The organism is Yersinia sp. Marseille-Q5920, from assembly GCF_946902935.1.
In the GTDB taxonomy this organism is placed as follows: domain Bacteria; phylum Pseudomonadota; class Gammaproteobacteria; order Enterobacterales; family Enterobacteriaceae; genus Yersinia; species Yersinia rochesterensis.
The window spans coordinates 131,572-145,159 of the sequence record NZ_CAMPQA010000001.1 but is presented as its reverse complement, the minus strand read 5'-3'; the positions used below and the strand labels follow the sequence as shown (position 1 = coordinate 145,159).

The following is a 13,588-nucleotide window of genomic DNA, read 5'->3' as shown; positions in this document are numbered from 1 at the left end:
TGATGATGGCTACCTGTCATTATTGATTAATAGGAGCGGCGGTATTGGCTGGTTCTATCAATAAAAAGCCCTCATGAGTGAGGGCTAGAGGCTAACAGTTGGCTTTATCATCAGCCTCATCAATCAGACCGTTGGCTATCTTGCTCGCATCAAGATAACGGGAAGAACTTAAAATCTGATTAAGTGTTTCTCGAACACTGAACAAAAATTGATCATTGTCTGACTCGTTAGCACATTCAACCATTAATGCGATAAGCAAAGCTTCATGGGCGATCAAATGATCTTCACCAGGTAAGTTTGCATCAGTGCTACCTTGCTGGGCGCGAACAGATGTTTGATTAAGTGATGACATAAAACTCCTTATTTAATAATTGAATAACCACCCGCCCACTATAGCGGGGTTTCTGTTTATTGCTATGACAGATGAATACTTTGTCATAGCATCCATAACAGATAATGTGCTGGTGGTACTCAATTGTTCAATTTATTCGTGCTGTTTCAAAGGGATATTATGGATAAGGCCCTTATTTTACCGGGCGATAAATACGGACAGCCGCAGTTAGGCGCAAGGTACGATGAGCGAGCTCTTCTGCCGCACCGGCATATTGTTCCACCATGGCGGAATTTTGATGCGTCATTTGGTCTAATTGACCAATCGACTGGCTAATTTGGCCAAGAGCTTGTGTCTGTTCATGGGTTGAGGTGCTAATTTCACGGATTAAAGTAGAAACCTGACCGGCCTGTTGCACAATATTATCCATGGTAGCCCCGGCGTTTTGGACTAATTTACTCCCATCGCGAACCCGCTCTACACTAGTTTCAATGAGGTGCTTAATTTCTTTTGCCGCAGTGGAGGAGCGTTGGGCTAAATGGCGAACTTCACTGGCAACCACGGCGAAGCCACGGCCTTGTTCACCGGCTCTTGCCGCTTCAACCGCCGCATTGAGTGCCAAAATATTGGTTTGGAAAGCAATGCCTTCAATCACACTGATAATATCGACAATACGATGGCTGGAATCATTAATCGTGCCCATGGTATTAATCACCTGGTGCATTAACTCACTACCACGTTCCGCCGCATGGCTGCTCATAGCAGCTAATGATGTCGTCTCATTGGCACTATTGGCGCTGTTTTGGACGGTTGCGACGAGTTGTTCAGTCGCACTGACAATATGTTGTAGATTGGCGGTAGCTTGTTCGGTCCTAACTTTTAACTCACGATTCCCTGCCGCAATTTCACTGCTGGCAGTATTAATACCATCAACCTGGCCACTGACGTCGTCTGTCAGAGAGCGGAGGTTCAATCCCAACTGATTGACGCTACGCATTAAATAGCCAATTTCATCAACACGGTTCAGTTGCACATAATCACCGGCTTGTCCTGAGGAGACATCTTGTGCTTGCTGCAAAATCGCGGCAATTGGGCGGGCGACCTGGCGTTCCAACCAAAATGAGGTGATCAAGCTACTGAAAAGGGTGGTTATTCCTAGCTCCAGCAAGGGCAAACCGGTCACTCCTATCCCCATCGCCGCCAAAGTCGGTAGCAGTGCGGCAGTCAATAATGCACCGCGCAAACGCCAACGCAGGGGCAGAGTTTGAAACAATGAAAGGAAAGATAACACGCCAGTGCGGACAATTAGCCCGCGATACAATGCAATGCGGCGTTGCTTAGCTTTGCCAGAGTTAAAATCGGCATACAGTGCTTCCGCTTGTTTAACTTCTTCGCGGGTTGGCGCAATTCGCACTGAAATATAGCCGGTCAAACGGTCTTTATGGAGCAGCGGGGTGGCATTGGCGCGTACCCAGTAATAGTCACCATTTTGACGACGATTCTTGACCAATGATGACCAAGATAAACCCGCATTCAAAGTCCGCCACATATCAGCAAAGGCCGCGGGGGGCATATCCGGGTGCCGCACCACATTGTGAGGTTGACCCAGCAAGTTCTGATATTCAAAGCCACTGGCCTGCACAAAGGCAGCATTGGCATAGGTGATATTACCTTGAATATCAGTGGTAGACTGCAAGGTGGTATCGCGATCAATAGGATACTCCTGCCGGCTGACAGGTTTGTTCACTCGCATAATAACCTCAGTAAATGGGGGAGTTCATTTATACCGTCATACTTCAGCGTTACATGTGCGTTGGCTGTTCTCGCTCACCCGAATGACTTACTTGAATAAGCTCATCGGGATTTACTCAATTGCCGCCTTCCTGTAACTCGAATTATTTAGGAGATATAACAATGGAATACAATAATTACTGAGAGTCATCGGCAGTCGCAGAGAAAACTTTATGGCATTCTTAATATAAAACATCAATTCCCTATAAAGGTGCTTTTATTCGTCTCATTGCTCATATTTAGTGCGTTTCACTATTTATGAAAAATATGAATTTTACTTAATTCATTATTTAACCTTAATATTAATTTGGTATTTAAAATAGCTAAATTGTAAATATATATCATATAAAACAGTTAGTTATGTTATTTTTGTTGAGTTGCTTAATGTTCAATTGGTGAGTTTTTTAAATGAGTGTTTGTTTGCTTTTATATTTGCCTGTAATTGAAATTAAATATGTATGATTTTTATTTAAAGGTTACACGATGTGATGTTTTTTGGTGGTTTGATTTGCAATATTTGTTAATTATGAATATCACAATAATTATTTGTTACAGTTGCCCGACATATCAATCTGAGTAATATTAATTAGGAATAAAAATCCCCGCAGATGCAGAGCTAGAAAAGCTAAAAAGCGATAATGATGGCTGAATCAAAAATCATTTAAAATTAAATGACTCTTTTTTAAGCTTTCTATTTTCATCAGAAAGTCATAGATAGGTGAAAGTCGGTTAAAGTCTTTGCTCAAAATATCAAGCAGTTGCACGAAAATTTTGGGCGGAAGAGTTGATTAAGCCGCCATCGTCGATGTTGTTAACTGTTCCAGACGTTACAGTGCAAAATGAGTCTGGCCTATTCCGGGAGCTTGTTATGCTCCCGGATAATATAGCCAAGAAGGGGTTATAAACCGCGTTTTTCCATTAACAAAGCAAGGTCAATGAGGCGATTCGAAAATCCCCATTCGTTATCATACCAAGCCAAGATTTTGACCAGTTTGCCACCAATGACCAGTGTTGAAAGGCCATCAATAATAGATGACCGCGGATCGCCGCGATAATCACTTGATACCAGAGGTTCTTCGCTGTAGCCCAGAATACCCTTTAACGGCCCAGATTCACTAGCTTGACGAAATGCAGCATTAATTTCTTCAACTGTCGCTTCACGTTTAAGGTTTACGGTTAAATCGACTATAGAGACCACTGGCACAGGAACGCGCAGGGAATAGCCGGTCATTTTACCTTCAAGTTCAGGAATAACCTTGCCGATTGCTTTAGCAGCACCGCTGGAGTAAGGAACAATAGAAACAGCTGCTGCACGTGCTCCTCGTAAGTCTTTTTCTGGTTGGTCATGGAGTGCTTGGCTGTTGGTATATGCATGGGTGGTATTCATAAGCCCATGTTCAATGCCAAATACCTGATGTAAAACTTGTGCCGCAGGAGCAAGACTGTTAGTGGTGCAGCTACCGTTACTGACGACTTTGTGCTTGGCTGCATCATATTTGTCATCATTGACACCCATCACAATGGTCATGTCGTCGTTTTTAGCTGGAGCGGAAATGATGACACGCTTTGCTCCACCTTGGGTGATATGGACTTCTGCTTTGGCCTTTTCAGTAAAGAATCCGGTGGCTTCTATGACAATATCAACACCGACGCTACTCCACGGAATTGCAGCTGGGTCTCTTTCTGAAAAGACGCGAATTGCATGTCCATCAACCAAAATTTGGTTTTCACTCGCTTTAATATCAACATTTAACGTACCGGAGAGTGAATCATATTTAAGGAGATGAGCGAGAGTTTTGCTATCAGTGAGGTCATTAATGGCGACCACCTGAAAATCATGACGTCCCAATGCTGCACGAAGGACATTTCGACCAATTCTGCCGAATCCGTTAATACCCACTTTAACCATGATAAAAACCCCTTTATTGACTGAATTGAATTAATAATAGCTCTCAGAAAAGGGGGGCGTAAATGACAACAAAAGATCAATTTATGCCATTTTGCGAGAATGGAAATGTTCACGATATTCTGTTGGCGTCAGCTGTAAGTTGCGTTCAAAAACTCTGCGTAGATTTAGACCGCGACCAAACCCAGTGACCACCGCAATTTGCTCAATACTGTTGGTTGTCTGTTCAAGGTGCTGTCTGGCAGCATTTAACCTGACTTCTTCAATATACTTTGCTGGTGTAAGACCGGTCTCCCGAGTGAATACTCGAGTAAAGTTACGCGGACTCATGGCCGCTCGTTCTGCCAGATTTTCGACGGACAAATTATGGGTGAGATTATTAGGCAACCATGCTTGAAGATCACGGATCACCCCATCATTGGCTTGATTCAGTAAATACCGACTAAACTGTATTTGTCCGCCAGGACGGCGCAGAAACATCACGAGGTCTTGCGCAATCTCTCTGGCGATATTAAATCCTTGGTCGTCTTCGACCAAAGCGAGAGTCAGATCAAAACCTGAACTGACCCCCCCAGATGTCCAGACCATGCCATCTTGAACATACAAAGGACCGCGTTCCACCATTATCCGTGGGTATTGGGTTTGCAGGGTATCAAGCAACCGCCAGTGTGTAGTGGCATGCCGCCCATCCAGTAAACCGGCCTTGGCCAGTAGAAGTGCGCCCCCACAGATCGAAACTATTCGTTCGGCATGTGGCTCTGCCAGCTTAAGCCAACTGACAACATTGCTACTTTCATCCTCTGTCAGCCCTTTGCCAGTGACCATTATTGTGTTGCGGGAAAGTGTCGGATCCAGGTCGGAAAGCCGCTGGTCAGCAAGCAAGTTTAGACCTGAAATGCCGTTTACCACGCGATGCGGTTGTGTTGTTGCAACAGTGACCTGATAGGGTGGGTTAGGAGTATCCGTTGTTCGCAGGCGATTAGCATGCATAAGAATATCGGTGACCCCTATTGCTTCAAACAGCATTCCCCCATTAGGGATGATAATCAAGAAAGTGTGCATGGCATTAATTGTTCAGTTAGCATGATATGCGACAAGTGTATCACTGGAGTGGACATGGTTGTAAATAGCGGACAGTGATAGGTTGATGCTCTATCTATTTAGTTAAGGGGGCAATACTCCCTAAGTGAAAATGACCACTTTGTTGTGACAAACCCACTCCGCATAATGACATTTAGGTTTAAATTATCCTTCAAATTCATCGTGTCAGCCCGACATGATTAGATTCCCTCGTAAATGCTCCTAAATGCGAGAACAAGAAGAAAAGATAACTTGCCATCCAATGCTGTTTATATATACAGTATTTAACAATGAAGACAGACAGCAAGACACCAATCTGCTTTTTTAATCAGATGATTGGTTTGTAAGAAGAGAAAGTTAGTGGGATAGAAAAATACAGGGAAACGGCGAAGAGTGATGGAGGACTTAGTCGGGGGAAGTCGATAATTTTTAATTATAATTAATAACTAAATAATTGTTTTTTTTCATATATGTATCGTTCATTAATTCCTCTATTGTGAATTCCTTAATATCGTCTATCGCAAGTAAATTGTTGGTCTAGTCAGAGGCGCAGCATCATAAAGCGCCAGTCCGTAGCTATCGACCAGTTCATAGCTATTGATATTGTATCTATAACAAGGATTAAAAATGAAATTAGAAACATTATCTATTCATGCCGGCTATTCACCAGATCCCACCACCAGAGCGGTTGCCGTTCCCATTTATCAGACTTCCTCTTTTGCCTTTGATGATACCCAGCATGGTGCCGATTTATTTGATTTAAAAGTCGCGGGCAATATTTACTCACGAATCATGAACCCCACCAATGATGTGTTGGAACAACGGGTTGCAGCGCTGGAAGGGGGGATTGCTGCCCTGGCAGTTGCATCCGGTATGGCCGCGATCACCTATGCTATCCAGACACTTGCTGAAGCCGGGGATAATATCGTGTCAGTAGCGAAGTTGTATGGCGGGACTTACAACCTGCTGGCCCATACTTTGCCGCGTTACGGGATCGAAACTCGATTTGCCGACCATGATGATATTGAAGCATTAGAAGCATTGATTGATGACCGGACAAAAGCGGTTTTTTGTGAATCAATTGGTAATCCAGCGGGCAATATTGTTGATCTGAAAAAATTGGCTGATGCCGCCCATCGGCACGGGGTGCCATTGATTGTCGATAATACGGTCGCGACACCTATTCTTTGTCGGCCATTTGAACATGGCGCGGATATTGTGGTGCATTCATTGACCAAATATATCGGCGGCCACGGTTCCAGCATTGGTGGCATAGTGGTGGATTCCGGTAAGTTCCCGTGGGCACAATATCCGAAGCGTTTTGCTCAATTGAATACGCCCGATCCGTCTTATCACGGTGTGACTTATACCGAGCAATTTGGCGCGGCTGCGTATATTGGTCGCTGCCGAGTGGTACCGCTGAGAAATACCGGCGCGGCACTGTCGCCATTCAATGCCTTTCTGATCTTACAAGGGCTAGAAACTCTGGCTTTGCGCATGGAGCGCCATACTGAAAATGCATTGAAAGTTGCCCATTACTTGCAGAATCACCCACAAGTTAGCTGGGTTAAATATGCCGGTTTACCTGACCATCCTGAACATGAATTAGCCCAACGCTATTTTGGTGGTAAACCTGCCGCTATATTGTCATTCGGTGTTCATGGCGGGCAGGCGGCGGGGGGACGATTTATCGATGCGCTGAATTTGATCGTACGGCTGGTTAATATTGGTGATGCCAAATCATTGGCGTGCCATCCAGCCTCCACAACTCACCGTCAGCTCAATGATGAAGAGCTTATTAAGGCGGGTGTACCACGGGATATGGTGAGGTTGTCGATTGGTATTGAGCACATTGATGACATCCTCAATGACCTTGCCCAAGCATTGGATGCGGCTAAATCATAAGACAGACGCTGAATGTGACCGGTAGCCCGAGGGTACCGGTCAAGAGTCATAGCGGAAACAATGATGGTGAAAAATTAAAGTGTAGCCAGTGTTGCAGCAATCACTTTGGCATAGGGGGTTGTTGGGCGGCCAATAAGTTTGCTCAAGGTATGGCTATCATCAAAAAGCCCACCTTTAGCCGCACCCGCATCAGAATCGGTCAGCAGGCTGGCAAAACCGTCAGGTAAACCGGCTCCAATCAGCGCTTGCTTGAAGTCAGTCTCAGATAGATTTTTGTATACGACTGGTTTGCCGGATTGGCGGGCAATTTCTGCTGTGAATTCGGCCAATGTATAGCTGTCATCACCAGCTAATTCGTAAACTTTACCGGCTTGATTTTCTTGGGTCAGCACTGTGGCGGCGGCCTCGGCATAGTCTTCACGCGCGGCAGAGGCGATACGGCCATCAGCGACCGCGCCGATGAATGCACCATGGGCTAGCGCCGGTGCAATACTTGCAGCATAGTTTTCGGTATACCAGCCGTTTCTCAAGAGCACCACCGGCAGGCCTGAGTCGCGCAGAAGTTCTTCTGTGGCACGGTGTTCTTCACCTAATCCCAAAGTGCTTTTATCGGCATGCAGCAAACTGGTATACGCCAACAATTTGACGCCTGCTTTTTTGGCGGCATTGATTACCGCAGTATGTTGGGCAATACGTTGTCCCACTTCACTCGATGAGATTAACAGCAGTTTATCAACCCCTTGGAAAGCAGTTTCTAATGTCGCGGGTTGGCTATAATCAGCTTTAAGTACCTGAACGCCTAACGCTGCTAAATCACTGGCCTTCTCAGGGCTGCGTACGGCGGCAATAATTTCACTGGCTGGGACTTTTTTGAGTAATGCATTGATAACAAGGCGGCCTAGTTGGCCGGTAGCTCCGGTTACTGCGATCATTATGATGCTCCAAATGTGATGTTATGCCTTTCGTACTTGAAATAGCTGGGGTTAGCTAGATTCTCGTACCCGAATCACTGACCTGAGTCAGAGCTGCGCGGTTTATTCACTGGCTACCTACCACACTAATGACTTTGGGCAAGTAGTCAGGTGACAAGCTGTTTTAAGGAACAAAAGATAATATTCGCTAAAAAACCGCTCTTGAGATCATCATATGCAATATACTAACTTTAAGTAAGTACGCACAAAAAGGTTAGTATGAAAATAATAGAATCGCCAAATTTGCCTGACACTATTTCATTTCCGGAACAAGTCCGGCGGGGAGAGTTGCTCAATGTAGATTGCCCATCAAGAGAAGTGCTCAAGCGAGTTACTAGTCGCTGGGGGGTTTTGGTACTCATTGCGTTGAGTAATGAAACCCTGCGTTTTAGTGCTCTGAGAAGAAAGATTGGTGGTGTCAGTGAAAAAATGCTGGCGCAAACATTGCAGAACCTCGAAGAGGACGGGTTTGTTGAACGTATCGCGTATCCGGTTGTGCCACCGCATGTGGAATATAAGCTAACCTCATTGGGCAAAGAGGTTCAGGAGCAGGTTGAGGGGCTGGCTCTCTGGCTTGAGGAGAATTTTCACCGCATTATGGCGAAACGACAGCAGCAGGCTGCATCATAATATTCAACATTCGCTGGTATTCAACATTCGCTGGTATTCAACATTCGCTGGTATTCAACATTCGTTGGTATTCAACAACAGCCATAGCATCGGCTCTGGCTGCTATTATTTGATATCAATCCATTACAGCGTTTTTAATGCATCAACTGACTCGATAGCCATAGAGGGGACAAACTCAGTCACACTATAATGAGCTACCGCAGTAAAAGGATCTTCTGACAATATTTTATCCAACTCTTCACGAGCGATACTTTTCACCAAAATGATACCGCCAGTACGCGGGACTTTACGGCCAGAGGCAATAAAAACCCCCTGTGCATAATACTTCTTCAACCAATCTTTATGGTTTTCGGTCAATGCTTCAACTACGTCAATAGGTTGATGATAAGTTAGGCTAACAATAAACATGCGGAGCTCCTCCAAGGGCGTATCTGTTAAAGATAAATGTCCATTCAATATAGCGTTTTGGCGCATGGCTAGCATGACTAAAGTGATAAATTCACGAAGTCAGTTCTTTAATAGCTAAATTTTGCATATTGAAAGTAATAATGATTATTTCATTTATTGTGTAGTTCGGCGTTTACTCTTAATACATTAGTTTGACTCAGTTTGCTCGATAACGTGGAGATGACAATGGCTAAGATTATTGCATGGCTTACTGGATTACCTGGGCGGCCGCTAGCATCTTTGCCTGAGAGTGATGCTACTTTTTCTCAGGCAGATGGGGCGCACTTACTGGAAACAATAAATGCGATTGGCGGGCTATATGGCATTGAATTTATTCATCATTAAATACAATCTCTATTATTCCCATACTCGGCAATTCCTTAACTTGCTGAATGATTATTAAGTGATATCTGCTTAAACCAGGATTGTACCCAGCCGGGTTTAGAGAACATAACCAAACTACCCAATGGTGGCGGCTGCTTATCATATTGCCCAGTGAAAAGCCGTAAGTCCCTGGCAAGCTCAGGCCAATTCCTTTCAATAATTCCGGTGCTATTTGAGCCGCGGTAAGATCTTGTCAGAATAGGGCAACAATACCTATCATTCCCAAAATACTGGCGCTCAGCAGTGCCGCGACTTTGCTGATGACTCATCTACTCAAAAATTATACTCAGTTGCAGTGGGCAATACCCAGCATTCGTGGTGGTTTAGCCCCGGAAGTATTAAAACGAGTAAAGGAGTATATCGGCGATCACCTTGCGCAGCTGCTGTTATTATCAGGTCTTGCTGAACAGGCGGGGCTGAGTGAGTTCCATTTTGCGACAATGTGAATTATAGCGAGTGTGTATCTCTGAGTGATATTACAGCGGGCAACTTAAATCACCTTCAGGGCAGTTGAGGAATGATTTCAATTGTGCGGTGCGTTCTTCGGTTTTATGGGTCAAGCAAGCAGAAATAATCATTGGATGTACTGACCCCCCCTCGGTGGCTGATGACTGGAAAGTACAATCCGCATCACGGTATTTTATCCAGGTCAGTTGCGCACTTTTTAATAATGGCCTTTGGCCGACAGATGTTTTGGCAAGAACATCCTTGTAAGTGCGATTAAGTTCGGCATCGGCTTTTTTATAATCTGAAGTTGCACATTGATTCATATCTTGCTGTGTTACCGCGTTTTGACAATTAAGAGCCAAAGTTTGACCGAGTGGTAATAGCAATAACGATACCAACATAATCTTCTTCTTTAGCATCATGACTCCAAAATAAGAATAACCAAAAGTAACAGACAGCCCCTCCTCGTTAAGGCGGGGCTTTGAATGATATGACATTTATTTCTTGGCCGCTGCCATAATATCTGTTTTTACAGCGGATACTTTTTTATCAGGCGACTTTTTACAGATATCAATGACTTTTGGGGTGTATACAGTATCGACCTCCTGAAAGTCTACATTGTCCCCTTTTTTATACTGTGTATCCTCATTCAGTATCCAGAAAGCCACCGGAGTCATGCTCTTTGGATTAAGATCAAGAAACTCTTTGCAGGTCATCTCTGTTGGGGTCGTGGAGGAGGCAAATACTGGCGTCATGGTGGCCAGTAGCAGTGTTGCAATGGCTAAGTTAGGTAATGATTTATAGAGCATGATTATTTCCTTATTGGGTTGTTATACTTCACAGGGTGTTATTGGTGCATAAGGATGATATTTTCTCGTTATTTAGCATGGCCTATAAATTTATATCTTGCCAATTTTATGTCTTGTTTAATAACTTAATTTAAAATTTATGCTATTATTAATTTTTATGGTGCTCTTATTATCTAACTGATTTTTATGATAATATGGTTTTTTGTTATTTTTAGATTATTACTCTGTTGTGTGGGTTGAAGTTATTAATAATCTCATTATAATAAATTATTGCATTGCAATATGCGGGCTAATAACAAGCAGGTAAATAGAAGCATATTATTCCTACAAGGATGGAGACTGCTTGTAGAGCACATTAGGCCAGATCTACACTGGGCTATTACCATGTGTTATAATTGGCTATGTTACTGTTTATACTGAGAGTTAAGTTAATTATAGTTTTATTTCCATGCTGAATAACAGGTGATTTATCTTTATGTCTATACTTTCTTTTTATCATAACTGTCTGGGTTATTTTGCCAAAAAAGTCTTTGGTAAGCGCCCCGAAGGTGAACCAGTGGAGAGAGAGAATGGGAAGAGTGAATTATCTAATCTTCAACTGGATGTATTACTGAATGCCGAGAAGCAAGTCGCTATTATTACAACCGACTTAGATAATTGTGTCACGATATATAATGTGGGCGCAGAACGAATGTTTGGTTATTCTAAGGATGAAGTCATCGGTAAGCCTATTTCTGATATATTACATATTCCAGAAAATGGTGAATTTCAAATTAAGCTGGATTATTTGTTGCTTAATCGCCGTGAAGCCAGTGAATGGTGTTATCAACGTAAGGATGGAGAACGTTTCTGGGGCGCGCTGAGTGTCCATGAAATAACATCTGAGAATGGCAATATTGTAGGTTATATCAGTGTGATTGCAGATGTATCGGAAAGAAAATCCTTACTGATAGAACTGGAAAAAAGCCAGAAAATGATGGATAAGTTAACTAAAAACTTGCCAGCGATGATCTATGCATACTATTTAAATTCTGATGGAGAATCTCATTTTAGTTATTGCAGCGAGGGGATCAGGCAAATATTTGATCTTGCGCCTGCCGATGTTCTGCATGTACCGCAAGAGAAAAATCCGTTATTTAGCCGTATTCATACCGATGACATGGAGATGTTAAAACAAGCGGTTATCACATCCCAGCAGAATTTATCCGTTTGGAGTTGTGATTTCCGTGTTGTGCGACCAGGGAAAGGAACACATTGGCTTCATGGTGAGTCTTTCCCCATGCGGCAAGATGATGGTTCGGTTATCTGGTATGGTTCGTTTTTTGATATTACAGAACTTAAACAGTCTGAATCGATCCTCAAAGCATTGTCACAAACTGATGTGCTGACGGGGGTAGCAAATCGCCGTCACTTTGATGACATCTATCAGAGTCTTTGGCTGAAAAATCAAACAGAAGGTGGCAGCCTATCAGTCTTGATGATTGATTTTGACAATTTTAAAAGCTTTAACGATCTGTATGGGCATGCCATGGGTGACGTGTGTCTTAAGTCTATTGTCGAAACATTGGCAAAGTCTATTCGTGGCGATTCAGATATTCTGGCTCGTTATGGTGGTGAGGAGTTTATTGTCTTACTCGCCCCAAGTACTCTGGCAGATGCGACCGCGGTTGCTGAGCGTATGCGTCATTCGATTGAGGAACTGGATATTCCGCACGGAATGTCACCCCATGGGCGCGTGACTATCAGTGTTGGTGTGGCCTCAGTTTCTGAACCGGGTGAACATCTGTCGGCGAAAAATTTGTCAGATGCTGCGGATAAAGCGCTATACCGAGCGAAAACTGCGGGGAAAAACCAGGTTAAAGCGGTAGAACTAAGTTGATTCGTAACATACATATGAAAAAATGTGGGGCAGGAAGATATTACTGCCCCACAAATACACATTGACGATATGATTATTGCCGATGTGATTATTACTGATATTAAAAAGCGATATCTCGCTTAGTTTGTATGGTCTTGAGCTTCCCGCAGACGTTCTTGCTCTTCAGCGATAACCGCCTGAATTTCCTCTAGTACACCATCAACATCAACGGCTTGCGTGCTTTCTGCAAACTCACCAGTCAATGGGGTTTCAGGATGCAACTTGCCATCTTCATAGAGCGCCCACATTTCTTTGGCATATTTACGGTCAAGTAATTCAGGGGCGTATTGACCATAATAATGCGTCATATTCGCCACATCTCGCTCCAACATGGCTTTAGCGTGATTATTGGCTGCAGCATTAACGGCTTGCGGCAAATCGATAATCACCGGGCCGTCTTTGTCGATTAAGACATTAAACTCTGACAAGTCACCATGAACCAGGCCCACACACAGCATCCGAACCACATAGCGGATCATTATTTCATGGTCAATCAGAGCTTGCTCTTTGCTAAAGGGAACATCACTAAGGCGAGGGGCGGCGAGGCCGTCTTCATCGGTGACCAGCTCCATAAGAAGCACGCCATCAAGACAAGCATAGGGCTGTGGCACGCGAACACCGGCATTGGCTAGCAGATACAACGCATCGACCTCGGCAGTTTGCCAGGTTTCTTCTTGCTGCTTGCGGCCAAATTTGGAACCCTTCGCCATAGCACGCGCATCACGGCTATTACGAACCTTACGACCTTCTTGATATTGAACCGCTTGTTTGAAGTTGCGGTTCTCTGCTTCTTTGTAAACTTTAGCGCAACGGATATCCTGCCCACAACGGACAACATAGACATCAGCTTCTTTGCCACTTTTTAAACGACGGATGACTTCGTCAACCAAGCCGTCATCAACCAGCGGTTGGATTCGTTTTGGAATTTTCATGGCGTCCTTGTACCCTATTTAAGCCCGCGATGGAATG

13 protein-coding genes and 2 pseudogenes are annotated in these 13,588 nt (G+C 44.0%); 5 read left to right on the top strand and 10 right to left on the bottom strand.

The features are described 5' to 3' along the window. Window positions 1-91: 91 nt before the first annotated feature. The 4 genes from OVO64_RS00810 to OVO64_RS00795 form a co-directional block, all read right to left on the bottom strand. On the bottom strand, window positions 92-352 hold the full coding sequence (locus OVO64_RS00810) for a hypothetical protein (RefSeq protein WP_038632340.1): 261 nt from the start codon (window positions 350-352) through the stop codon (window positions 92-94). A gap of 172 nt (window positions 353-524) precedes the next feature. Further along, on the bottom strand, window positions 525-2,084 hold the full coding sequence (locus OVO64_RS00805) for a methyl-accepting chemotaxis protein (RefSeq protein ID WP_038632342.1): 1,560 nt from the start codon (window positions 2,082-2,084) through the stop codon (window positions 525-527). Window positions 2,085-3,020: 936 nt separating this feature from the next. Then, window positions 3,021-4,031, bottom strand: a complete 1,011-nt coding sequence (gene gap / locus OVO64_RS00800) for a type I glyceraldehyde-3-phosphate dehydrogenase (RefSeq protein ID WP_120011291.1) — start codon at window positions 4,029-4,031, stop codon at window positions 3,021-3,023. Between the two features lie 81 nt (window positions 4,032-4,112). Then, window positions 4,113-5,090 (bottom strand): GlxA family transcriptional regulator, encoded by a 978-nt coding sequence (locus tag OVO64_RS00795; RefSeq protein ID WP_038632346.1) that lies wholly within the window; start codon window positions 5,088-5,090, stop codon window positions 4,113-4,115. A gap of 645 nt (window positions 5,091-5,735) precedes the next feature. Between OVO64_RS00795 and OVO64_RS00790 the strand changes: the two genes are divergently transcribed. Further along, a complete protein-coding gene (locus OVO64_RS00790) occupies window positions 5,736-7,013 on the top strand; it encodes a bifunctional O-acetylhomoserine aminocarboxypropyltransferase/cysteine synthase (RefSeq protein WP_038632348.1) in 1,278 nt (425 codons plus the stop codon). A gap of 74 nt (window positions 7,014-7,087) precedes the next feature. On the opposite strand, the gene OVO64_RS00785 is transcribed toward OVO64_RS00790, so the two are convergent. Continuing rightward, the gene (locus OVO64_RS00785; RefSeq protein ID WP_038632350.1) at window positions 7,088-7,945 is read right to left on the bottom strand and encodes an SDR family oxidoreductase; all 858 of its coding nucleotides are present in this window, start codon (window positions 7,943-7,945) and stop codon (window positions 7,088-7,090) included. Between the two features lie 258 nt (window positions 7,946-8,203). On the opposite strand from OVO64_RS00785, the gene OVO64_RS00780 reads away from it, so the two are divergent. Next, the gene (locus OVO64_RS00780) at window positions 8,204-8,614 is read left to right on the top strand and encodes a winged helix-turn-helix transcriptional regulator (RefSeq protein WP_120011290.1); all 411 of its coding nucleotides are present in this window, start codon (window positions 8,204-8,206) and stop codon (window positions 8,612-8,614) included. A 123-nt stretch (window positions 8,615-8,737) separates the two neighbouring features. On the opposite strand, the gene OVO64_RS00775 is transcribed toward OVO64_RS00780, so the two are convergent. Then, entirely contained in the window at window positions 8,738-9,022 is a 285-nt protein-coding gene (locus OVO64_RS00775) for a YciI family protein (RefSeq protein WP_038632352.1), read from the bottom strand. Between the two features lie 225 nt (window positions 9,023-9,247). On the opposite strand from OVO64_RS00775, the gene OVO64_RS00770 reads away from it, so the two are divergent. After that, entirely contained in the window at window positions 9,248-9,406 is a 159-nt protein-coding gene (locus tag OVO64_RS00770) for a hypothetical protein (RefSeq protein WP_162928745.1), read from the top strand. A 124-nt stretch (window positions 9,407-9,530) separates the two neighbouring features. On the opposite strand, the pseudogene OVO64_RS00765 reads toward OVO64_RS00770, so the two are convergent. Beyond that, window positions 9,531-9,689, bottom strand: a pseudogene (locus tag OVO64_RS00765) (EamA family transporter); the annotation flags it as partial. Between OVO64_RS00765 and OVO64_RS00760 the strand changes: the two are divergent. Then, a pseudogene (locus tag OVO64_RS00760) lies at window positions 9,676-9,888 on the top strand (AraC family transcriptional regulator); the annotation flags it as partial. The pseudogenes OVO64_RS00765 and OVO64_RS00760 overlap by 14 nt on opposite strands. 33 nt (window positions 9,889-9,921) lie before the next feature. Here the strand turns inward: OVO64_RS00760 and OVO64_RS00755 are convergent. Further along, on the bottom strand, window positions 9,922-10,311 hold the full coding sequence (locus OVO64_RS00755) for a lysozyme inhibitor LprI family protein (RefSeq protein ID WP_038632356.1): 390 nt from the start codon (window positions 10,309-10,311) through the stop codon (window positions 9,922-9,924). A gap of 78 nt (window positions 10,312-10,389) precedes the next feature. Continuing rightward, entirely contained in the window at window positions 10,390-10,701 is a 312-nt protein-coding gene (gene hdeB, locus OVO64_RS00750; protein ID WP_145509903.1) for an acid-activated periplasmic chaperone HdeB, read from the bottom strand. Window positions 10,702-11,176: 475 nt separating this feature from the next. On the opposite strand from hdeB, the gene OVO64_RS00745 reads away from it, so the two are divergent. Beyond that, window positions 11,177-12,580, top strand: coding sequence for a sensor domain-containing diguanylate cyclase (locus OVO64_RS00745; RefSeq protein ID WP_267248527.1), 1,404 nt, complete (start codon window positions 11,177-11,179; stop codon window positions 12,578-12,580). Window positions 12,581-12,699: 119 nt separating this feature from the next. Here OVO64_RS00745 and OVO64_RS00740 read toward each other — a convergent pair whose 3' ends face one another. Next, complete coding sequence (locus OVO64_RS00740) at window positions 12,700-13,551, bottom strand: PA4780 family RIO1-like protein kinase (RefSeq protein WP_038632362.1); 852 nt, start codon at window positions 13,549-13,551, stop codon at window positions 12,700-12,702. Window positions 13,552-13,588 lie beyond the last annotated feature (37 nt).

Bases quoted from the DNA above. Each gene is read 5' to 3' on its own strand.
- OVO64_RS00810 (WP_038632340.1), bottom strand. From the start codon at position 352: ATGTCATCACTTAATCAAACATCTGTTCGCGCCCAGCAAGGTAGCACT.
- OVO64_RS00805 (WP_038632342.1), bottom strand. From the start codon at position 2,084: ATGCGAGTGAACAAACCTGTCAGCCGGCAGGAGTATCCTATTGATCGC.
- gap (WP_120011291.1), bottom strand. From the start codon at position 4,031: ATGGTTAAAGTGGGTATTAACGGATTCGGCAGAATTGGTCGAAATGTC.
- OVO64_RS00795 (WP_038632346.1), bottom strand. From the start codon at position 5,090: ATGCACACTTTCTTGATTATCATCCCTAATGGGGGAATGCTGTTTGAA.
- OVO64_RS00790 (WP_038632348.1), top strand. From the start codon at position 5,736: ATGAAATTAGAAACATTATCTATTCATGCCGGCTATTCACCAGATCCC.
- OVO64_RS00785 (WP_038632350.1), bottom strand. From the start codon at position 7,945: ATGATCGCAGTAACCGGAGCTACCGGCCAACTAGGCCGCCTTGTTATC.
- OVO64_RS00780 (WP_120011290.1), top strand. From the start codon at position 8,204: ATGAAAATAATAGAATCGCCAAATTTGCCTGACACTATTTCATTTCCG.
- OVO64_RS00775 (WP_038632352.1), bottom strand. From the start codon at position 9,022: ATGTTTATTGTTAGCCTAACTTATCATCAACCTATTGACGTAGTTGAA.
- OVO64_RS00770 (WP_162928745.1), top strand. From the start codon at position 9,248: ATGGCTAAGATTATTGCATGGCTTACTGGATTACCTGGGCGGCCGCTA.
- OVO64_RS00755 (WP_038632356.1), bottom strand. From the start codon at position 10,311: ATGCTAAAGAAGAAGATTATGTTGGTATCGTTATTGCTATTACCACTC.
- hdeB (WP_145509903.1), bottom strand. From the start codon at position 10,701: ATGCTCTATAAATCATTACCTAACTTAGCCATTGCAACACTGCTACTG.
- OVO64_RS00745 (WP_267248527.1), top strand. From the start codon at position 11,177: ATGTCTATACTTTCTTTTTATCATAACTGTCTGGGTTATTTTGCCAAA.
- OVO64_RS00740 (WP_038632362.1), bottom strand. From the start codon at position 13,551: ATGAAAATTCCAAAACGAATCCAACCGCTGGTTGATGACGGCTTGGTT.